Source organism: Rugosimonospora africana, from assembly GCF_016862975.1.
In the GTDB taxonomy this organism is placed as follows: Bacteria; Actinomycetota; Actinomycetes; order Mycobacteriales; family Micromonosporaceae; genus Rugosimonospora; species Rugosimonospora africana.
This window is the reverse complement of the sequence record NZ_BONZ01000050.1, coordinates 21,188-42,356: the sequence shown is the minus strand read 5'-3', so window position 1 is coordinate 42,356 and position 21,169 is coordinate 21,188. Positions and strand designations below refer to the sequence as shown.

15 protein-coding genes and 1 pseudogene are annotated in these 21,169 nt (G+C 69.8%); 8 read left to right on the top strand and 8 right to left on the bottom strand.

Annotation, left to right across the window (positions count from 1 at the left end; translation table 11 throughout):
* Positions 1-54 precede the first annotated feature (54 nt).
* The 4 genes from Raf01_RS26360 to Raf01_RS26345 all read right to left on the bottom strand — a co-directional run bounded on the left by Raf01_RS26360 (position 55) and on the right by Raf01_RS26345 (position 3,880).
* Positions 55-1,521 (bottom strand): DEAD/DEAH box helicase, encoded by a 1,467-nt coding sequence (locus Raf01_RS26360; RefSeq protein WP_203920701.1) that lies wholly within the window; start codon positions 1,519-1,521, stop codon positions 55-57.
* 208 nt (positions 1,522-1,729) lie between these two features.
* Positions 1,730-1,954 carry a translation initiation factor IF-1 gene (gene infA / locus Raf01_RS26355; protein ID WP_203920700.1) on the bottom strand — a complete coding sequence of 75 codons (225 nt, stop codon included), beginning with the start codon at positions 1,952-1,954 and terminating at the stop codon, positions 1,730-1,732.
* 82 nt (positions 1,955-2,036) lie between these two features.
* The gene (locus Raf01_RS26350) at positions 2,037-2,834 is read right to left on the bottom strand and encodes a GNAT family N-acetyltransferase (RefSeq protein WP_203920699.1); all 798 of its coding nucleotides are present in this window, start codon (positions 2,832-2,834) and stop codon (positions 2,037-2,039) included.
* Between the two features lie 248 nt (positions 2,835-3,082).
* On the bottom strand, positions 3,083-3,880 hold the full coding sequence (locus tag Raf01_RS26345; protein WP_203920698.1) for a COG4705 family protein: 798 nt from the start codon (positions 3,878-3,880) through the stop codon (positions 3,083-3,085).
* A gap of 54 nt (positions 3,881-3,934) precedes the next feature.
* Here Raf01_RS26345 and hutH point away from each other — a divergent pair, with 54 nt between their 5' ends.
* The 6 genes and pseudogenes from hutH (at position 3,935) to Raf01_RS26315 (ending at position 12,506) form a co-directional block, all read left to right on the top strand.
* Positions 3,935-5,623 (top strand): histidine ammonia-lyase, encoded by a 1,689-nt coding sequence (gene hutH / locus Raf01_RS26340; protein WP_203920697.1) that lies wholly within the window; start codon positions 3,935-3,937, stop codon positions 5,621-5,623.
* Positions 5,620-7,215 (top strand): 4-hydroxyphenylacetate 3-hydroxylase N-terminal domain-containing protein, encoded by a 1,596-nt coding sequence (locus Raf01_RS26335; RefSeq protein WP_203920696.1) that lies wholly within the window; start codon positions 5,620-5,622, stop codon positions 7,213-7,215. Before hutH ends, Raf01_RS26335 begins: the two co-directional genes overlap by 4 nt.
* On the top strand, positions 7,215-8,216 hold the full coding sequence (locus Raf01_RS26330; protein ID WP_203920695.1) for a LysR family transcriptional regulator: 1,002 nt from the start codon (positions 7,215-7,217) through the stop codon (positions 8,214-8,216). The genes Raf01_RS26335 and Raf01_RS26330 overlap by 1 nt, the downstream gene beginning before the upstream one ends.
* Positions 8,206-9,126, top strand: coding sequence for an alpha/beta fold hydrolase (locus Raf01_RS26325; RefSeq protein ID WP_203920694.1), 921 nt, complete (start codon positions 8,206-8,208; stop codon positions 9,124-9,126). Before Raf01_RS26330 ends, Raf01_RS26325 begins: the two co-directional genes overlap by 11 nt.
* A gap of 435 nt (positions 9,127-9,561) precedes the next feature.
* A pseudogene (locus Raf01_RS26320) lies at positions 9,562-10,356 on the top strand (dolichyl-phosphate beta-glucosyltransferase); the annotation flags it as partial.
* Between the two features lie 38 nt (positions 10,357-10,394).
* On the top strand, positions 10,395-12,506 hold the full coding sequence (locus Raf01_RS26315; RefSeq protein WP_239133927.1) for a glycosyltransferase family 39 protein: 2,112 nt from the start codon (positions 10,395-10,397) through the stop codon (positions 12,504-12,506).
* A gap of 29 nt (positions 12,507-12,535) precedes the next feature.
* On the opposite strand, the gene Raf01_RS26310 is transcribed toward Raf01_RS26315, so the two are convergent.
* The gene (locus tag Raf01_RS26310; protein WP_239133938.1) at positions 12,536-13,183 is read right to left on the bottom strand and encodes a TetR/AcrR family transcriptional regulator; all 648 of its coding nucleotides are present in this window, start codon (positions 13,181-13,183) and stop codon (positions 12,536-12,538) included.
* A gap of 84 nt (positions 13,184-13,267) precedes the next feature.
* Here Raf01_RS26310 and Raf01_RS26305 point away from each other — a divergent pair, with 84 nt between their 5' ends.
* Together Raf01_RS26305 and Raf01_RS26300 are read left to right on the top strand one after the other, a co-directional pair.
* Positions 13,268-14,593: a glycosyltransferase gene (locus Raf01_RS26305; RefSeq protein ID WP_203920692.1), complete on the top strand. Its 1,326-nt coding sequence runs from the start codon at positions 13,268-13,270 to the stop codon at positions 14,591-14,593.
* A 173-nt stretch (positions 14,594-14,766) separates the two neighbouring features.
* Positions 14,767-15,648, top strand: a complete 882-nt coding sequence (locus tag Raf01_RS26300) for a TolB family protein (protein WP_203920691.1) — start codon at positions 14,767-14,769, stop codon at positions 15,646-15,648.
* Positions 15,649-15,705: 57 nt separating this feature from the next.
* Here Raf01_RS26300 and Raf01_RS26295 read toward each other — a convergent pair whose 3' ends face one another.
* The 3 genes from Raf01_RS26295 to Raf01_RS26285 form a co-directional block, all read right to left on the bottom strand.
* Positions 15,706-16,227, bottom strand: coding sequence for a hypothetical protein (locus tag Raf01_RS26295; protein ID WP_203920690.1), 522 nt, complete (start codon positions 16,225-16,227; stop codon positions 15,706-15,708).
* Between the two features lie 426 nt (positions 16,228-16,653).
* Positions 16,654-17,739: a glycoside hydrolase family 18 protein gene (locus Raf01_RS26290; protein ID WP_239133926.1), complete on the bottom strand. Its 1,086-nt coding sequence runs from the start codon at positions 17,737-17,739 to the stop codon at positions 16,654-16,656.
* Between the two features lie 59 nt (positions 17,740-17,798).
* Complete coding sequence (locus tag Raf01_RS26285; protein WP_203920689.1) at positions 17,799-21,068, bottom strand: AfsR/SARP family transcriptional regulator; 3,270 nt, start codon at positions 21,066-21,068, stop codon at positions 17,799-17,801.
* Positions 21,069-21,169: the final 101 nt, after the last annotated feature.

Below are 21,169 nucleotides of genomic sequence, written 5' to 3'. Positions count from 1 at the left end.
GTTGGTGTGGTCCGAGGCCGGCGGGAGCGCCCACTGAGCACCCGCCGGGGCGTTCTACCGTCGGCCGGAACGGGCGCCGACCCGGGTCCGGGATGAGAAGGCCGCCGCACCCGAGCTCCGGCCGGGTGTCGAGGCCGTGGCCCCGGAGCGGGATGGAGCCGCCGAGGGTAGCGGCGCGGCAGGGGTACCAGAAGCACGGGAGGGCTTGCGACGCGACCGGCCGCCGGACGGCGCGGACGTCGCGGAACGGCCGGACGGCGCGGGTGTGGCGGAGCGCCCGGACGGCGCCGGTGTGGCGGAACCGCCGGCCGGTGGTTCGATGAACGACCGCTGGCCCGGCGCGATGTCGGTCAGCAGTGCGTCACCCGGTCGCAGCCGGGTGGTCGTGGCGGTGATGCCTGCCCGGCGGGTCAGGTCACGGACCTCGGATACCTGGTCATCGGTCATGAGGGTGACCACGGTTCCCCGCGCGCCCGCGCGTGCCGTCCGACCGGACCGGTGCAGATACGCCTTCGGTTCGACCGGCGGGTCGGCGTGGATGACCAGGGAGACGCCGTCGACATGGATGCCGCGGGCGGCGATGTCGGTGGCGACCAGGGCCTGCGCTTTGCCGTCGGTGAAGGCGAGCAGGTTGCGCGTGCGCGCGGACTGGGCCAGGTTGCCGTGGAGTTCTACCGCCTGGACGCCGGCGGCGACGAGCCGACGAGTCAGGGTTTTCGCTCCGCGTTTGGTGCGGGTGAACACCAGCGTTCGCCCCGGTGCGGCCGTGAGATCGGCGAGGACGGGAAACCGGTCCTCGGACCTGACGTGCAGGACGTGGTGCGTCATCGTGTCCACCGGCGACAGTGACGAGTCGACGCTGTGCGTGGCCGGGGTGGTGAGGAACCGCCGTACGAGCACGTTCACTTCGGCGTCGAGGGTGGCCGAGAACAGCATGCGCTGTCCCGACGGCGGGGTTTGGTCGAGCAGGCGTCGCACGACAGGGAGGAATCCGAGGTCGGCCATGTGGTCGGCCTCGTCCAGCACGGTGATCTCGACCGCGTCGAGGCTGGCCCGGCCCGCGGCGACGTGGTCGGCGAGCCGGCCCGGGCAGGCGACGAGGATGTCGACACCGGCGCGCAGGCCGGCGATCTGGCCGGCGGGGCTGACCCCGCCGAAGATCGTGAGGGTACGCAGGGAGAGTGCCTCGGCCAGCGGGATGATCGATGCCTGAATCTGGCTGGCGAGTTCGCGGGTGGGTGCCAAAATCAGCGCACGTGGCCGACCCGGCCGCCGCGGTGCGGGTCTGGCGGCCAACCGCGCCAGCACGGGAAGGACGAATGCGTAGGTTTTTCCGGAGCCGGTCCGGCCACGGCCGAGCACATCGCGTCCGGCCAGGGCGTCGGGCAGCGTCGCTGCCTGGATCGGGAACGGCTTGGTGACGCCGGCCACGGCGAGCGCTTTGACGAGCTGGGTCGGCAGACCGAAGTCGGTGAATGTTACTGGTTTGCGGGAAGTGGTGTGAGCACGGCGGCTCGTCATGAAGTCTCCGAAGATGGAAGGTCGTCCTGCCCGGCGCGGACCCGAGTGGCCGCGGCACACGGTGGTCGACATCGAACGCGATCCGCGGAAACACAGAGCGAACCGCCGGGTCAACGTTACCCGCACCGTCCGCCGACCCGGCTCGGGGCCCGCCAACCCCTTGCCGGGCCGCCCGTCGGCCGTCCTCGCCGGGCCGTCCTCGCCCGTGCTACGTCCTGTACCGGAACCGGATGCGGCCGCGGGTGAGGTCGTACGGGCTGAGTTCCACGAGCACCCGGTCATACGGCAAGATCTTGATGTAGTTCTTCCGTATCTTCCCGCTGATGTGTGCGAGCACCTTATGTCCGTTTTGGAGCTCCACCCTGAAAGTGGCGTTGCGCAGACACTCGATGACGGTGCCCTCGACTTCGATGCCCCGTGCTGTTCCTGTCATCTTCTTGTACCCCTCTGGTCGGTGGCTCGGCCATTCCGTGCGTTACCGGGAACCGACGCTCGCGCATCGGATCGGCCCGTGATCAACGGCGCACCAGCTCCAGGTTGCTGCTCGCGCGCCGGGCGCCGAGGCCCTCGAACAGTGCCATGGCCGCACCGTTGGACTCGTCTACCTCGGCCCATGCCGTCTCGATTCCCGAGCGATGCAGCGAACCGAGCACGTGGGCCAGCAGCGCCCGAGCGATACCGTGGCGGCACAGGTCGGCCCGGACCGCGACCAGACCGATCCGTGCCTGCCGGCGCCGCGGTACCACCCGGACCAGTCCCACGTACCGATCGGACTCGGCTGCTACCGCGTACTTCGACAGGTCGAGTAGAGAAATGCCGTCCGGCCGGGCCAGCACTTCGGCCGGCATCGAGTCCCAGCCGATGGTGGCCTGGACTTCGTCGCGGATCGCGTTGTACAGCTCGCCCAGCGGGGCTCTTTGCGCCGCGCCGACGGGAATGATGCGCACGCCCTCCGGCCGGAGCACGGAGTCGAGCCCCGTGATCTGAGGGTCGGTGGACACGACGTACTCCCACTCGCGGCGCCGGGTCGTGAAGCCCGCTCGCTGCCAATTGGACGTCAGGTCGATGTCAGCCTCGTCGACCACCGTGTACAGCGGCTTCGATAGGTCCGCCAGCATGACCTCGGCGAGTTGGTCGAAGACCGCGTCCTGCCACGAGTCGATGCTGAGGAAGATCCGCCCGTCGGGCCTGCGTGAGGCGTCGCCGCGGCCGATCACCTGGTCGTCTTCCAGGGCGTGCCATTGCCTCTCCGCGACCTGGGTAACCACTACCGCCTGGTCGCCCACACGGGACGTGGAATGCACAGAATTCATAGGTTGTCGCCTTCCGAGATCGCCTTGTTGTCGAGGCGCTCCCGGCGACTCCTACGTCAACCGCCCAACCGTGACGACGAGGGGAGCACCCACGTGCGTACAACGTTCATGGGTCTCACCTCCTCGCGTGGTGTCACGGTCCCGCGACCCTATCAGCCCGACGGTCCTTTACCCAACCGGATTTCCCATCTCCCTGTGTGACAGGCCGCCAGTGCCCTCTTCTGTCGCTGGCCGGAGCGAGGTGCGGGTCAGACCTCGACGGGGACCGGTTCAACGTCGGGCTGGATGCCGGCACGAGTGACGGTCACGTAGCCGACCAGGACGACGATCGCGACGGTGGCGAGGGCCGTCACGGTGCCGTCACCGAAGCCCAGGCCGCCGTCGGGGTGGTGCGGCTTGCCGAGCCAGTCGGCGATCGAGGCGCCCAGCGGGCGGGTCAGCACGTAGGCGATCCAGAACGCGGCGATGCCGTTGAGTCCGAGCCGGCGGCCGATGGCGGGCAGCGCGATGAGAACGGCGAACAGCACGGCGGAGGGGAAGTAGCCCAGGTGCATGCTGGCTGCGGTGAGGTCTCCGGCCGCGGTACCCAGGGCAAAGGTGAGGAGCACCGTGACCCAGTAGTAGATCTCCCGGCGCGGGGTCACGATGCTGTGGATGGACAGCGTCCCCTCGGCGCGGTGCCAGAGGACGAACACGATGGCGAGTGCCACGGCGTAGAACGCGGTGGATCCGGCGTACGGGGCGCCCAGGGCCACGTGCAGCGCGTCGGCGGCCATGGTGCCGAACACCGCCACCATCGCGACCGCGAACCAGTACACCGGCGCGATGTACCGGCGGGCACGCAGCTGTAGCGCCAGGGCCACCACGAGACCGATGACCCCGATCGCGCCGGCCAGTACCAGGCTGACGGTACCGAGGTAGTCGGAGGCGGCCTCGCCCATGCCGGTGGTCAGTACCTTGATCAGCCAGAACATGGCGGTGATCTCCGGTACCTTCGCGCGCATGGGTAGGCGCGGCGTGCCGGTCACGGTGGTGCTGGGTCGCATCGAACTCCGCCCTCTCCTAGATCAGCCCGGCTGCACACTACTACATCCTGTAGGATGCCCGGACGGCGGTCGACGCGGGCGGCGGTCGACGCCTGCGCCGTCACCGCCGCGGATAACGATTCGTGTTTGCCGGCACGTCGAAGATTATTGGCGTTAACCTGCGCGAACGGTCAGGCTGAAGTCGTGCGGCTGATCATCTGCGGCGAGAGCAACCCGATCGACGACTGGCGCCGGCTCTACCGGGATCGGGGACCGGTCGACATCCGGTTGAGCGATGAGGCCCGGACGGCCGTCATTCGGTCATCCGAGCTCACGATGCGCCTGTTGAGGTCGGGCGAGCCAATCTACGGGGTCAACACCGGGTTCGGGCGGCTTGCGTCGCGGCGCATCCCGGAGCCGGACATCGAGCGGCTGCAGCGTAACCTGGTCCTCTCGCACACGGTCGGTGTCGGACCGCCGCTCCGGGACGCCGTCGTTCGCCTGGTGCTCGCGCTGAAGGTCGCGGCCCTGGCCCGAGGCGCGTCCGGCGTCCGTCCGGTCGTCGTCGACACGCTGATCGAGATGGTCAATCGCGGCGTCCTTCCGGTGATTCCGGGCCAGGGGTCGGTGGGCGCGTCCGGAGATCTGGCCCCGTTGGCCCACCTGGCGGCAGTGCTGATCGGTCGGGGGAGTGCTGTCTTCGCCGGGGAGGTCCGGCCGGGCGCGGAGGCGTTGCGGATGGCGGGCATCGAACCGCTCGTCCTCGGCCCCAAGGAGGGCCTGGCACTGGTCAACGGAACCCAGGTGTCGACGGCGCTCGCCCTCGCCGGGCTCTTCGAGACGGAACGCGTGATGGCTACCGCCCTTGCGGTGGGTGCCATGTCAGTGGAGGCGGCTCTGGGGTCGACCGCGCCGTTCGGCCACGCTGTCCAGGCCCTCCGGCCGCACCCGGGCCAGTTGCGCATCGCGTCCGTCCTCAGGCAGCTGCTGTGCTCCGGCGACTTCCGCGAGGCGAGCCGGGCGGGCGTGCGGGTACAGGACCCGTACTGCCTGCGCTGTCTGCCGCAGGTACTCGGAGCGTGCCTGGACCTCGTCGAACATGCCCGAACGACGTTGGCGATCGAAGCCGGCAGCGTGACGGACAACCCGGTCCTGCTCGCTGACACCGAGGAGATCGTCTCCGCGGGCAACTTCCACGGCGAGCCGGTCGCCTTCGCGGCCGACATGCTGGCGATCGCTCTCTCGGAGATCGGCGCCATGTCCGAGCGCCGGACCGCCTTTCTCCTTGACCAATCGCTCAGCGGGCTGCCGGCGTTCCTGACCGGGGACAGCGGCGTCACGTCGGGATTCATGAGCCTGCAGATCACCGCGGCCGCGTTGGCGTCCGAGAACAAGCAGCGGTCGCACCCGGCCTCGGTCGACAGCATCCCGACCGTTGGCAACCAGGAGGACTTCGTGTCGATGGCCACGCATGGTGCCCGGCGGCTGGCGGACATGGCAGACAACGCGAGTGCCATCCTCGCGATCGAACTGCTCGCCGCTGTCGAGGGGATGGACCACCGGCCGGGAATGCGTTCGTCGGACCCGCTGGAAGAGGCCCGGCGACTGGTCCGGAGCCAGGTGCCGTCCATGGCCGACGACTGGGAATTCTCTCAGGCCGTCACCGCGTCGAACGCGTTGGTGCGCCACGGCGCCGTCGCGAACGCCGCCGGCATTCGCGCGGAGACCCACCTCACCACCGCTTCAGGAGCGGATCCGAGATGACCTCACGAAGCGCCCTCGTCCCCGTCGACCTGTACCGGCAAGACCCGTCCCGGCCATTCACCGGTACCGAGTACCTGGCCTCGCTGCGTGACGACCGGGCCGTTTACCTCAACGGCGAGCGGGTTGCCGACGTGACCACCCATCCGGCGTTCCGCAACGCAGCCCGTTCGATTGCCCGCTTGTACGACGCTCTGCACGAGGGCGACCAGCGCGACGTGCTGACCACGGAGACGGACACCGGAAACGGTGGGTACACGCACCGCTTCTTCAAGCCGGCGCGCTCGGTCGAGGACCTGCGGGCCCAACGCGGGGCGATCGGAGCGTGGTCCCGGATGACGTACGGCTGGATGGGGCGCACGCCCGACTTCAAGGCCGCGTTCACCAACACGCTCGGTGGCAACGCACAGTTCTACGGCGAGTTCGCCGACAACGCGCGCACGTGGCATCGCTGGTCGCAGGATGCGGTGCCGTTCATCAACCACGCCATCGTCAACCCGCCGGTCGACCGGGGAAGCCCGGCGGAGACCGTTCGCGACGTCAATGTCCGGGTGGTCGAGGAACTGGCGGGTGGGGTGGTCGTCTCCGGTGCGAAGGTGGTGGCGACCGGTGCGGCCCTGTCGCAGGTCAGCTTCGTGGGGCAGAGCGGGTCGTCGGACAGTGCGGATCCGGAGATGGCGATCATGTTCATGATGCCGATGAATTCGCCGGGCTGCACGCTCGTCTGTCGCGCGTCGTACGAGGGCAACGCCGCCGCCTCGGGTTCGCCGTTCGACTACCCACTCTCGAGCCGGTTCGACGAGAACGACGCCATCTTCATCCTGGACAACGTCTTCGTACCGTGGGAAAACGTGCTGGTCTACCGGGACCTGGACCGGGTGCGGCGCTTCTATCGCGAGTCCGGATTCATGCAGGGATTCTGCCTGCAGAGCTGCACGAGGTTCGCGGTCAAGCTGGACTTCATGGCCGGCCTTCTGGCCCGTGCCCTGCACGTCACCGGTGGCGACGTGTTCCGAGGCAATCAGGTCCTGCTGGGCGAGGTCGTGGCTCTCCGGAACACGTTCTGGGCCCTGTCCGACGCGATGGTCGGCAGCGCCGATCCATGGGTCGACGGCACGGTGCTGCCCAACCAGCAGGCGGCGTTCGCCTATCGCGTGTCCTCGCCCGATGCCTTCCCCCGGGTGCGGGAGATCGTGCAGAAGATCGTGGCGTCCGCCCTGATCTATCTTCCGGCCACCGGCTCTGATCTGTACGACGACCAGATCGGCGCCTACCTGGAACGCTACGTTCGCGGCTCGAACGGAATCGGTGCCGCCGAGCGGATCAAAGTCATGAAGCTGTTGTGGGACACCATCGGCACCGAGTTCGCCGGCCGGCACGAACTCTACGAACGCAACTACGCGGGCAACCACGAGGAGGTGCGGCTGCAGTGCCTGCGCTCCGCACAGGGTTCCGGGCTGATGGACGGCCTGACCGGCCTCGTCGATCAGTGCCTGGAGGACTACGACGAACACGGCTGGCGAACCCCGGCGTGGGTTGCCTCCAACGCGCCGCGCTACTTCGGCGTCGATCCCGGTGTGGAGAGCATGGCCTGATGTTCGACGTGCGGTTGCTTCAGACACTCGTCGCGGTGGCGGAGCACAAGAGTTTCGTCCGGGCGGCGCAGGCCCTGCACGCCACCCAGCCGGGTGTCTCGCAGCAGATTGCCCGGCTGGAGGCGCATCTCGGCGTGCGGCTGTTCACTCGCGGCGCCGGGCCGGTCGAGCTCACCCCCTCGGGTGCGCAGGTTCTGGCCCGGGCACGGCACATTCTCGCCGCGGTCGCCAGGCTGGAATCCGAGGCCGAGGCGTGGGCGGGCGGGTATGCGGGTGCGATCAGCGTCGGCCTGTCCACCTCGGTGCTGGCCAGCGCTCTGCCGTCGCTGCTGAGGGAGTTCCGGCAGCGCCGGCCGGAGTTCCGGCTGTCCATTACCGTACGCCCGGCCGACGAGCTGTTCCCTCAGCTCGACCTCGGGGCGCTCGACGCCATCCTGACCACCCTGCCCGCCGACAGCTCCGAGTACCTCTGCCATCGGGTCGCCGTCCAGCGGCTCGGAATCGCGGTGCCGGCCGATCACCCGGTCGCTCAACGCGCCTCGGTCGGTATCGACGAGGTCTTCGACGAACGCTTCATCGTGGTACCGAGGACTCAGCACCGCGCGATCCATGACAAGCTCATCGCCAGGTTCGAGAGCGCCGGCCGCGTCCTGGACATCGCGGGCGAGGAGGTCGGGTTCCCGAGCGTGCTCGCCCGCATAGGACTGGGTGAAGGCGTGGGGCTGGTGCCGACCGGGCTGAGTACGCCCGGCACCGGAGTGGTCGTCGTTCCCCTCGACGAAGAGGACTTCGTCCTGCCGATCTGCTACGTGGTCCGGCGCGATGCGGACAGCGCTGCCGTGCGGGTCCTCTTCGAGGAGATTGCCGCCGCCGCGGAGGCGGCCCGAGGCGGAGGGGGAGTGCCGGCCACGTTGTCGACACCGAGTCCGGCACCGAGCCCGACACCGGGTCCGGCACCGAGCCCGACACCGTCCTGCCGGGCGGCGCGCCATGATCACTAAATTCCCCATCGTCACCGGCGATCAGCGGAGCCGGATCATCGAGGCCGGGACGGGTAGCCGGGAGATCTGGCTCGTGCACGGCATCGGCGGTCGTGCCGACCGCTGGCGGCCGTGCATGCAACGGCTGGCGCAGGCCGGGTACCGTGTCCGAGCCGTCGACCTGCCCGGGCACGGCTTCGCGTCGAGGACCCCGGGGCACAGGTACAGCGTCGCGGCGTTCTCGGCTTTCCTTCTCGACACCCTCCGGGACAATGTCGAGGGATCGTCCCTGGCTCTGGTCGGCGCCTCGTTCGGTGGGCAACTCGCGCTCCGCGCGGCGCTTGAGTTCCACGCGCGGGTCCCCGATCGGCGGCTCGACGCGCTGGTGCTCTGCGCCCCCACGGGCGTCACGCCGCTCGGATCGTCGCTGTGCGAAGGGCTCGCCGACGGGCTGGACCGGATCGGCCGCGGTCGGGCGGGCAACGGTCGGGCGGGCGGCGGTCGGGCGGGCAGCGATTGGGCCGACAGCGGTCAGGTGGGCAGCGGTCAGGTGGGCAGCGATCCGGTTCGCGCGCGCCTGGGCTTCGTGACCGGGCTGACCGGTCACGAGCTCGACCTGTTGGTCGAGGAGGAGCAGCGTGTCATGTCGCTACCGGGCACCGCAGAGGCCCTCGCCGGGATCGCGGCCATGGTTCGCGGCGAACTCGACGCTGAACCGTTGGTCGGGCGGCTTGCCGAGCTGGCGGTCTCGCTGCCGGTCCTGCAGATCTGGGGTGAGGACGACCGCTATATTCCCGCCGAACTGGGCCGCCGGATCGCCGACCAGGTGCCGGAGCTGACATCCGTGGTGCTTCCAGGCACCGGTCACATGCCGTACCTGCAACAGCCGGAATCCTTCTGTGAGCGGATAATCCGCTTCCTGAAAGGCTGATTCCCCTTTGCCTGGTGGGCTTGCCGGCCATGGCCGGGCGCAGGGCGGAAGCAACCGCCGTTCCCCTGCATCCGGAGGCCGGCGTAGTCCCCCTGTGCGGCGACCGCGCCCAGCTGGACCTGATGACTCCAGGTCAGGCTCGTGTTGGAGGTGTGGGCGTAGCTGAGTAATCCGTAGCCGGCGTACCTATACCTGGGCGTTTCGCGACCTTACTGGTCGTCTGTCGGGTGTGGACGGTGAGCGAGCGGCTGAGCCGCGGGCGGGCTCCGTTTCACAGCGGATACACAGGCGCTCTTAGCGAGCTCACAGCAACGCCACAGCAGGTTGCGAGCCGGGTCTCGAATGCTGGCCGTCATGCCCAAGTACGAGCGCACATCAACCAGTCGGCCGGCCGGGAGGATGCCCGGGCAACTGGTGCGTGTCGAGCCGGAGCCGATGCGCCACACCACGGCCGTCAGCCCCACCCGGGACGGCACACCGGAAACGCCGGTGCTGGACGTGGTCATCCCCGTCTACAACGAAGAGGACGAGCTGCCAGCGTGCATCCGGCGATTGCACGCCTACCTGACGACCACGTTCCCGTATTCGTTCCACATCACCATCGCCAACAACGGCAGCACCGATGGCACCGCCTCCGTTGCCGACACGCTGGCGCGACAGCTGGCCGACGTCAGCGTCCTTCACCTGGCGCAGAAGGGACGGGGCCGGGCGCTGTCGACGGTCTGGTCGGGCTCGCGGGCGCCCGTACTGGCGTACATGGACGTCGACCTGTCCACCGACCTGGCCGCCCTGCTGCCGCTCGTGGCACCGCTGCTCAGCGGCCACTCCGACCTGGCGATCGGTACCCGCCTGTCGCGCGGATCCCGCGTGGTACGCGGCCCGCGCCGCGAAGTCATCTCCCGGTGCTACAACCTGTTGCTGCGCGGCGCTCTCGCGGCCCGATTCTCCGACGCGCAGTGCGGTTTCAAGGCGATCCGCGGGGACGTCGCCCAACGACTGCTGCCGCTGGTCATGGACACCGGATGGTTCTTCGACACCGAGCTGCTCGTTCTGGCGCAACGCAGTGGCCTGCGGGTCCACGAGGTTCCTGTCGACTGGGTCGACGACCCCGACAGCCGGGTCGACGTCCTGGCCACCGCGATCGCCGACCTCAAGGGCATCTGGCGGCTCGGCCGGGCGTTGGCCACCGGGGCGCTGCCGCTGGCCCGGCTGCGCGAAGACCTCGGCCGTGAACGCCCGCCACACCCGCTCACCCAGGGAGACCGGTCATGAGTCACACGACGACCCCGACGACGACCCCGACGATGGAAACCCTGGCCCCGCCGCCCGCGTCCGAACCGGGGGAGCGGGGCGTACGGCCGCGATGGGTGCGGCCGGCACTGCTGGTACTCCTGGTCGGCACCGCCCTGCTGTACCTGTGGGGGCTGTCGGCCTCCGGTACCGCCAACGACTTCTACGCCGCCGCCGTGCAGTCGGGCACCAAGAGCTGGAAGGCGTTCCTGTTCGGCTCGTTCGACTCGGCCAACTTCATCACCGTCGACAAACCACCGGCCTCATTGTGGATTATGGAGTTGTCCGGCCGGATATTCGGGTTCTCCAGCTGGAGCATGCTCGCTCCGCAGGCAGTGGAGGGAGTTGCCGCTGTCGGTTTGCTGTACGCGACCGTACGGCGCTGGTTCGGCCCGGTCGCCGGGCTGGCCGCCGGCGCGATGCTCGCGCTGACCCCGGTCGCGGTGCTGATGTTCCGGTTCAACAACCCGGACGCGTTGCTGACCCTGCTGATGGTGGCCGGCGCCTACGCGACCACCCGCGCGATCGAGCGCGCGCGGCTGCGGTGGGTGCTGCTGGCCGGGGCGACGGTCGGCTTCGCGTTCCTCACCAAGACGCTCGAAGCGTTCCTGGTGCTGCCCGCGTTCGCCCTGGCGTATCTGGTCGCCGCGCCAACGGGGCTCGGTCGCCGGCTGCTGCACCTGCTGGCCGGACTCGGCGCGCTGGTCGCCTCGGCGGGGTGGTGGGTGCTGACGGTACAGCTGTGGCCCGCGTCCGCCCGGCCCTACATCGGCGGTTCGACCGACAACAGCGTGCTGGGTGTCGCCTTCGGGTACAACGGGCTCGGCCGGATCACCGGCAGCGAGGGAGGCGGACCGGGTGGCGGTGCCCGTGGCCCGGGTGATGGCCTGCCGGGCGGCGGCGAGACCCTCCCCGGCGGCGTCCCCGGCGGCCTCCCCGGACGCGGCGCCGGTGCCTTCCCGGGCGGCGGCAACCCGGGCTTCGGTGGGGACAGCGGCCTCGGACGGCTGTTCGGCGACTCGATGGGTACCCAGATCTCCTGGTTGCTTCCGGCCGCCCTGATCGGCCTCGTCGCCGGCCTGTGGCTGACCCGTCGAGCACCACGCACCGACCGTACCCGAGCCGGGCTGCTGCTGTCCGGTGGCTGGCTCCTGGTGACCGGGCTGGTCTTCAGCTACATGCGGGGCATCATCCACCCGTACTACACCGTCGTCCTGGCACCGCCGATCGCCGCGCTCGTCGCTGTCGGTGGACGGGAGCTGTGGCGCCACCGCACGGGTTGGTTCGGCCGCATCGGCCTGGCCGCGATGGTCGCGACCACCGGGCTCTGGGGCCAGGCGTTGCTCGGACGCACCCCGAACTGGTACCCGGCCCTGCGCTACGCCCTCATCGCGGCCACCGTGCTGGCACTGCTCGCGCTTCTGGTACCCGTGCCGAGGCTGCGCCGGGTGGCTGCGGTGGGCGGGCTCGCCGCCGTACTGGTCGGCGTGCTGAGCACCGGCGGGTACGCGCTGGACACCGCGGCCACACCGCACAGTGGATCGATCCCGACCGCCGGCCCGGCCTCGGTGATGGGCGGCGGCCCGGGCGGCTTCGGTGGGATGCCCGGCGGTGACCCGATGGGCGGCGGTCCGGTGGGCGAGGGCAGGGTCGGCGAGGGCAGGTTCGGCGCGGGCCCGATCGGGGCCGGCTCCGGAGCCGGCCCCGGGACGCCGGAAGACGGCGGCGGCTTCATGGGTGCCGGCAATCCGGTATCGGCGTCCACGGTGGACCCAGCACTGGCCGCCCTGCTCCGCGACACCACGAGCCGTTGGGCCGCGGCGACCGAGGGCTCGCAGGGTGCTTCGCCGCTGGAACTGGCGACCGGCAAGGCGGTCATGGCGATGGGCGGCTTCAGCGGCAGCGACCCGGCCCCGAGTCTTGCCCAGTTCCGGAACTACGTCAGCCGGGGAGAAATCCACTACTACATCGGCGGCGGAATGGGCGGCGGCCGTGGGGGCAACCAGATCAGCACCTGGGTCGAGGAGCACTTCACCGCGACAACGGTGGGCGGTACGACAGTCTACGATCTCACCAAGCCCACGAGCTGACCCGATCGGTCGAGGCCGGTCTGGGCGGGTCAGGATCCGGCGTGGTGGTCGCTTCCCATCAGCAGGTGGAGCATGCTCTCCGCGAGCCAGGTGGCGTATCGCTCCACGCTCCAGCCGGACTGTTCGCAAAGCCGGAAGTACTGGTCGGGGAGTACCAGAAGCCAGAGCAGGTCGGCCAGCTCGTCGGCCGGCCGGTCGGTGCGCAGGTCGCCGCGTTCGGCGAGCACCGCCAGCGCGTCGCGTATCTCGGCGTGCATGCGCCTGATCAGGTCCGCGTACTCGGTGGCGACGTGCGCGTCGGCGGCGGCGGCCTGCTCGAACACCCGCCACAACGGCGTCACCCGCGTGTTGATCCGCACCACGTAGGCGGCGATTCCGCGTAGCCGGCGTACCGGGTCCGGATCGTCGAAGATGGCTTTCGGTTCTGGGCGGTCGAGCAACCGGGCCTGACTGTCCTCGCCGGTGACCGCGAGGGTGAATGCGGCCAGCAGCAGGTCACGCTTGGCGGCGGTCTGGTGCACGGTCTCGACCGAGACCTGCGCCCGCTGCGCGATCGCACGCATCGTCGTGCCGACGTATCCACGCTCTTCGAAGCACGCCTGCGCCGCGGAGATGACCCTGCGCCGGGTGGCGCTGGTCTGCGCCTCCCGGGTGGGGGAGTGGTACGCGCGTGTCATCACCCGGACAGTTTACGTCACAGTGTCGCTGTACCCAATTACAGTGCCACTGTATCGAAATCCAATGCGTGGGAGGAGCCACCCGTGGCCCGATACCTGCTGGCCAGCTCGCCCATCCACGGGCACGTTGCGCCGATGACGAATATCGCGGCCTCGCTCGTCCGGGCCGGGCACCGGGTGCGGTTCATGACCGGAGTGCTCTTCCGGACACAGGTCGAGGCGGTGGGCGCGCAGCACGTGGCACTGCCGGCGAGCGTCGACTATGACGCCCGCGACCTCGACGCCGCGTTCCCGGGACGGACCGAGCGCTCCGGCCTGCGCAAGCTGACCTTCGATGTGCGGTACACCTTCACCGAACCGATGCGGGCGCAGGCCGAGGCGGTGTGGGCACTGCTTGACGCCGAGCCGGTCGACGCCGTACTCGTCGATTGCGCCTTTCTCGGCGTACTGCCGATGCTCGTGGATCCGCGCCCGCGCCCGGCTGTGGTCTGCGTCGGGATCACTCCGCTGACGCTGTCCAGCCGCGACACCGCACCGTTCGGCCTCGGCCTTCCGCCGTCGTCGAGCACCGCGGGCCGCGTCCGTAACCGGCTACTGAACCTCCTCGTACGGCGGGCCGTGTTCGGCTCGAACCAACGGCGTCTGGATCGCACACTTCGCGAGATGGGTCTGACCGACGCACCGGTGTTCTTCCTCGACTGGCCTCGACTGGCCGACCGCCTCCTACAGCTCACCGTGCCCCGATTCGAATACCCGCGCAGCGATCTGCCCGCCCGGGTGCGGTTCGTCGGTACGCCGCCGGCGCACAGTGCGACCAACGCGACCAGTGGCGAGGCGCCGCTGTGGTGGGACGAACTGCTTGCTGCCCGCCGATCGGGTCGCCCGACCGTCCACGTCACTCAAGGCACCGTCGACACCTCCGACCTGACCCGGTTGATCGGCCCTACCCTGCGTGCCCTTGCCGACAAGGATGTCTTCGTCGTGGTCACCACCGGCGGACCCGACCCAGGGCAGATCCCCGGTGGGCTACCGGCAAACGCCCGAGCGGCCACGTACGTGCCGTACGCCGACCTGCTACCGCACATCGACGTGGCGGTCACCAACGGCGGGTACGGCGGGACCCAGCTCGCGCTCGCCCACGGCGTTCCTGTGGTCGTGGCGGGCGACACCGAGGACAAGCCCGAGGTGGCCGGACGGGTCGCAGCCACCGGGGTGGGTATCAATCTGCGCACCGGCGCGCCGACAGCGCCGGCCCTCGCCGCGGCCGTGGAGACCGTACTGCGGGAGCCGGCCTACCGGGAACGGGCACGCGCACTGGCTGCCGAATACGCCCGCCACGACGCCGAAGCGCTGATCCACGCCGAACTCGCCGACCTCACCCGCCAACGATCGGCATCGCCGCTGTCGTGACCCGTTGCTGTCGTGACCCGTTCACGTCGCCGGCCGGCTGGCCGCTTTCAACCGTCCGCGAATCCTGGTCCCGCCCGGCTGGCGCAAGCGCCGGTGACGTATCCCGGAGGACGATCCGATACGTTGGTGGCTGCCTCACCGCCCCCGAAGTCCTCCCGCCGATAGGTGTTGCCATGCCCCGTCAACTGCGCGAAGGCCAGCGCGCCGAGCTCCACGTGATCGATGTCCGCTCGCGTCAGGCCGCGCTGCGGTTCTCGTCGACCGAGCTGCTCTTCGAGGCGCCGAACTGGAGCCCGGACGGACACTGGCTGGTAATCAATGGCGGTGGCGGGCTGTTCCGGCTCGGCGTCGACGCCGGCGACCTCGAATCGATCGACCTGGGCGGTATCGCGACGATCAACAACGACCACGTACTGAGTCCGGACGGGGAAACCGTCTACGTCTCCAGCGACGACGGTCACATCTACGCCGTTGCGCTCGATAACGGCGGGGTGAGGCGCGTAACCAACGACAACGGCCAGGGGTTCCGTCACTACCTGCACGGAATCTCGCCCGACGGCGAGACCCTCGCCTACATAGGATTGCAGGTCGACCGGGCCGGCCAGGTGACAACCAACGTCTATACGATTCCGTCCGCCGGCGGTGCCGACGTGCAACTGACCGACGACGCGTACCCCGACGACGGCGCCGAGTTCTCACCCGACGGCCAGTGGATCTACTTCAACTCGGAGCGGGGATCGGCCGCCAAGGGACATGCGCAGCTTTTCCGGATTCCGGTGGCCGGCGGCGAGCCCACTCAGCTGACCCACGACGAACGGGTGAACTGGTTTCCGCACCCCTCGCCGGACGGTGGATCGATCGCGTACGTCAGCTTCCCACCCGGGACCGAAGGGCATCCCGCCGATCTGGATGTCATCGTGCGGCTGAGGGACGAGACCGGCGCCATCCACGACATCGCGGAGGTCTTCGGCGGGCAAGGGACCATGAACGTCCCGAGCTGGGACCCGGCGGGCGAACGCATCGCGATCGTCGCCTACCCGATCGCGTCGTCGTAGTGTGACGTTCCCCAGTCCGGGTGACCGCGCATCAAAGGACCGCCACGGCAGAGCTATTCAGGATCCGGTCGCCTCGTATCTGCGGAGCGCAGCTTGAGCGAGTTGGGGGAGGTATCTATCCCCGCCGGGTTTGTTGCCCTCCTCCTGAACGACCACCAGGGTGGTCCCTATCCGGACGAGCACGCTATCGCTTTCCAGCGTTTCAGAGCCGGATGTCGTGATCTCGCTGACGTGAATACTGTCATCGCCGAGCGGCGGCCCTGGTGCCACTGCGAAGCGGAACCTGTCGCCGTCGCCCAGGCCGGACGACACAACGACGCTGGGGCAACGGCCGATTAGGGTTCGCAGGTCGGTCACTGCTTGTCGTGCGTCGTCACTGGAGTACGTTCTGAGGAATTCGTTTCCCACCCAGAGGTCGTCGGGACCCGAGTCATAGCTGAGGGTGGCTCCGGCCATCGCTGACGGAGTCCCGGTTAGCTGCCTGGCTGACAGCAGCGGGATCATGCTGTCCGAACAGGATACGTCAACGCCTGGGGTTTGATTTCCGGCATCTTGTGGCATGACTGTTGCGATGTCCACAGTGAATCCTGAGGGCAGTGAGTCCGTGGTCACCAAGCGTGCGGACAGCGTCGCGGAGTACCCGGATCCGCCGGTCGCCGGCACTGCTGGGGAGGCCGGCTTCGTGCCTGTGGCCGAGTTCGTCGGCTGCGCCGTAGCAGGGATGGCGTCGCCCGCTGAGCGATCCGCTGTACGAGCTGTTGCAGAACCGCACGCGGTCACCATGCAGGCGGCCACCACCGCGACTAACCTACGCAGCGCTATCCAGAGCACCAGACAGACTCCACCTCTCGCGCGAGACGCGTAGCCTACCAACGCGCGCGGCTTCGACCGTCGCTCGCGGATGCAGCGTGTCCTACCGGTGTGCTCTATGGTCTCGTCGAGTCACCCGCCGGATGTCGCGTCCGTCGGGTGACACGGCGATCGCACTCGCGGATGTCGGCTGTGTCAGCTCTGCCGGAGTGCCGGCATGGGCAGTGGGACGGATAGCGCGGTGGCTCCGGCACCGACTCCGCCTTGGCAGGTGTTGGGCGGAGCGGTGGTGACGCCCCGGGTCGACGGCTTCTCCGCGGCCCAGAACATGTAGCCGAGCATGCCGGGCGTGGTTCCCGCCCCGGCGGGTGCGGCCGTCTGCGCCCACCCGCTGGTGGAGTTCTGCAGCGACTGCGGGAAGTTGGTGCACTCGGGTAGCACCTTGGAGCCTTCGGCGATGTAGAAGCTGCCGGTGAACTTGGCCGGGGCCAGCGGTGGGATCGGCGGCGAGTAGTTGGACTTGCCGACGAGGTGCTCCTGCCAGTTCGCCTCGGCCGCCGAGGCGGACGGCTGCTTGGACGGGACCATCGCGTTGGCGTAGTCGAGGACGGGAGTGTCGGTGCGCAGCCAGTCGGCGGTCGCCTTGCGGTCGAGGTCGATGAGCCAGCGGTCCCCGGCGGCGAGGTCGATGGTCAGCCGGGCGGCGGGGTTCGCGCCGGTGCGGTCGTAGGGCAGGATCGCCCGGTACGCGTCGATGAACGCTTGCAGCCCGGTCAGGTTCGGTGACGAGTTCTCCTCGTAGTCGATCTCGATGCCGACCCCGAGCTGTTGGGCCAGTGCGGCGGCGTTGCGGCCCAGTTGGGTGCCGTTGGTGGCCAGGGCGGTGTCCCAGTCGTCGGTGTAGGTGATGCCTCCGATCGACAGCATCACGCGGATGCCGTGACTGGTGAAGTAGTTGACCACATCTTGGGTCATGCCGCGCGGTACGCCGTTGAGGTCTCCGGTGTCGGTGGTCTGGTTGAGCAGCCGTAGTGGGTTGACGAAGCTGAGGATGACCAGATTGACCGACGGCCGGCCGTCGCCGCGGTCGATGAGCCAGTGATTGTTGGCGTCGAAGTCGGACATGCTCCGCGCCGTGGCCCAGGTGCATGCGTCGTTGCTGCAGTGCCAGGCACCGTAGACCTGGATCGGCGTGGCAGTCGCCGCCGCGGCCGGTCGCGCCGTCACGAACACTTCCAAGGCCAGCAGCAAGACCGCGGATAGCAGGGCTCGGATCCGCATACGTCACCTCCCGGGGAAGAGGAAATGTAAGTAACCTTTACTATCCCCGTTGACGAGCGTCACCGTTCGCGATTATTAGTTTCTACATCCGCACATTCGGCTGTCCCCCTGTAACGGGCACGGCGCTCTATCTCGGCGAGCAGGGTCCGGGTACGCGATTCGGCGAGCCGATTGCCGATCCGCCGCTGCACCCGCAGTGCCCGAGAGGCGTAGCGTCGCGCGTCCTCGACGTTGTCGAGTGCGAGCAGGCAGGCGGCCACGGCGCTGCGGCTCGCCGCCGCGGCGGCGAGGTATCCGCAGCGGCGGGCCGTGGTCAGCGCGAGGACCGCGGGCTCGTGGGCCGCCCGTACCTCGCCCCGAGCCAGGTAGGCGCGCGACAGCGTGAGTAGCGCCTCGACGCGCCCATGCTGGTGGCCTGCCGCATCGGCGCAGTTCAACGCGTCTTCAAGCCGCTTGATGGCGTGGTCGACCTGTTCGGTGTGCAGTTCGGCGCGGGCGAGCCCGTTGGCGGCGTAGAGCGCGAGCCGGTCGTCGCCGACCTCGGCGGCGAGGGCCTCGGCCTCGGACAGGACACTCATCGATTCGGCGGTACGGCCGGCGTCGAGGTGCACCGTGCCCAGGCTGATGAGCACGCTGGCCTGCTGGTGCCGGGCGCCGATCGTGCGGCACAGGTCAAGGGCCTCGGACAGGCTGCGCAGGGCTGCGGTGAGCCGGCCCTGGGCGTGCCGGGCGAGACCGAGGTTGGCCAGCATTATCGCTTCGGCGTGCCGGTTGCCGGTGGCGGCGATCGCCGGGCGGGCCAGGTGGGCAAAGCGCAGTGACCGGATGAAGTCGCCGCGCTCCAACGCAACGCCGGCCAGGTTGACCAGCGTGACCGCCGTCGCGTCCCGGTCGTCGAGCTCGTCATAGATCTCCAGTGCGGCGGTCAGCCGCCGGGCGCCGGCATGGACCTGGCCGAGGTGCACCAGCGAGCCGCCGATGGCTCCGAGCGCGACCGCCTGGCCAGGCCGCCAGCCCGCGGCGCGGTAGCACTCCAGGGCTTGCTCGTTGGCTTCCACGCAGGCGCGGTAGTCCGCCGAGCGGAAATACTGAAGACCGATCAGGTAGTGCATCGCGGCTTCGCCGAGCGGGTCGTCCGCCCGTCGCGCGGCGGCCAGTCCGCACTGTCCCACACGGGCGATCTCGGGCAGCGAGCCCCCGATGCGCATCAGCGGCCGGAGGGCGTCGGCGAGCAGCCAGGCCAGCCGGTCGTGGCCGTTGGTGGCCGCGTGCCGTACCGCGGCGAGTAGGTTGTCCCACTCGACGGTGGCCCAGGCTCGCGCGTGGCTCGCGTCGGCGAAAGTGATCAGGGGTACGTCGACGGACGGCGCTGGGCGGGGCAGCATGCGACCGATCGGCCCGACGAGCATCGACGCGCAACTGTCGATGGCGTGCAGGTAGAACTCCAGGAGGCGGTCGGTGGCGAGCCGCTGCGCCGCGGGGTCTTCGGCGGCCAGTTCGGCGGCGTAGTCCAGCAGCAGGTCGTGGCAGCCGTACCGGCCGTCCGAGGTAGGCGCGGTGACCAGGTGCACGCTGGCCAACGCGTCCAGCGCCGCCTCCGCCTGACCGGTGCTGATTCGGGCCAGCGCCGCCGCGGCATGGGGGCTCAGTCCGGCGGGCATCGGCACGACGCTCACGAGCGGGAACACCGCCCGGGCGCTTGCCGGCAAAGAGCGGTACGTCAGGGCGAACGCACCCCGGACGTTTGCCCGGCTGTCGCCGGCGACCTGCAGCCCGGTCAGGCGCCCCTGGTGGACGAGGTCCTCGACGTGCTGCCCGATGCTCCGATTCGGCTGATCAGTGACGCGGGCGGCGGCGATGCGCAGGGCCAGGGGAAGGTAGCCACACAGGCGGGCGAGGTCGGCGCCGTCCCGGCCGCTGGCGAACCTCACGCCGGCACCCGACATCAGCTCGATCGCGTCGGCCGGGCGTAGCACGTCGAGTGTGATGCGCCGGCCGCCGTCGAGCGCGACCAGCCCGGTCAGCCGGTCACGGCTGGTGACCAGGGTAAGACAGCCCTGGCCGGCGGGCAGCAGGTCCCGGACCTGCTCGGGTGTGCTGACGTTGTCGAGTACGAGCAAAAGGCGACGGTCGGCGGTGACCGACCGGTGCAGGGCGATCTGTTCGGAGGTCTCCAGCGGCACGTCCTGGGCGGGTACGTGCAGTGCCCGCAACAGTTGCGGGAGCGCCTCGGCGGCCGTCATCCGGTCGCGCTGGTCGAAGCCGCGCAGGTTCAGGTAGAGCTGACCGTCGGGGAACAGGCCGGTGGCCCGGTGCGCCCAGTGCACCACCAGGGCGGTCTTGCCGACACCCGCCGGACCGACCACGAGACCCAGGCGGGTGGGGCCTTCGTTGGCCAGCGTGTCCAGGTCGGCGAGTTCGGTGGTCCGCCCGACGAGCCGGGCCGGTGGCGGTGGCAGCTGGCGGGACGGGAGACTCGCGGGCTGTGGTGGCGCGAGGTGTGACGGAGCCGGCTGTGGCGGCGCCGGCTGTGGCGGCGCGGGCTGTGGCGGCGCGGGCTGTGGCGGCGCGGGTGCGGCTTCGGCGGCGGCCGGCATCGGCCGGCCAGGCGTGGGGGAGGGCGGGACCACCGCGCCGGTACCGCCGAGCAGCAACTGACGGTACAGCCGCTGAAGCTCCTCCGACGGTTCGACGCCCAACTCGTCGACGAGCCGCCCGCGCAGCCCGGCGTACAGCGACAGGGCCTCGCTGCGCCGCCCTGCCCCGTCGAGTGCCCTCATCAGCTGCGCGTGTGCCCGCTCCCGGACGGGGTGTTCACCGGTCAGGGCGCTCAGCTGGGGAATCAGCTCGGTGTACCGGCCGGCGGCGAGCATGAGCGCGGTGCGTTCCTCGACGGCGGAGGTTCGCAGCTCGGCCAGGCGGGTCGACTCGGTGTCGAACAGCGGGCCGCTCGCGCCGTGCAGCGGCGCGCCGCGGAACAGCGCCAGTGCCTGGTCGTAGGCGACGATCGCGTCGTGCGGCCGCGGCTGCTGCCGGGCCCTGCGGACCAGCCGCTGGAAGATGTCGAGATCGAGTCGCTCGGGTCCGAGGTTGAGCCGGTAGCCGGGCTGGCCGGTGGTGATCAGATCCGGTACGGGCAGCGCCCGGCGCAGCTCGGAGACGAGGGTGCGCACCCGGGTGATGGCCCGGGCCGGGTACGGCTCGTTCCACAGTGCGGCGATCAGCCGGTCGGTGGAGACCGTGCGGTTGGCGTCGAGCGCGAGTACCGCCAGCAGCGATCGCTGGCGGCCGTTGAGCGCTCCGGGTAGGCCGTCGAGGAGGGCTGTCACGGTGCCGAGAAGACGGACTTCGACGGATGTCGGGGTGCCGGCATGCACGTCGATCAACGATGCCAGATGCCCGCACGCGGGTGGCCGCCGCCTCGTCCCCG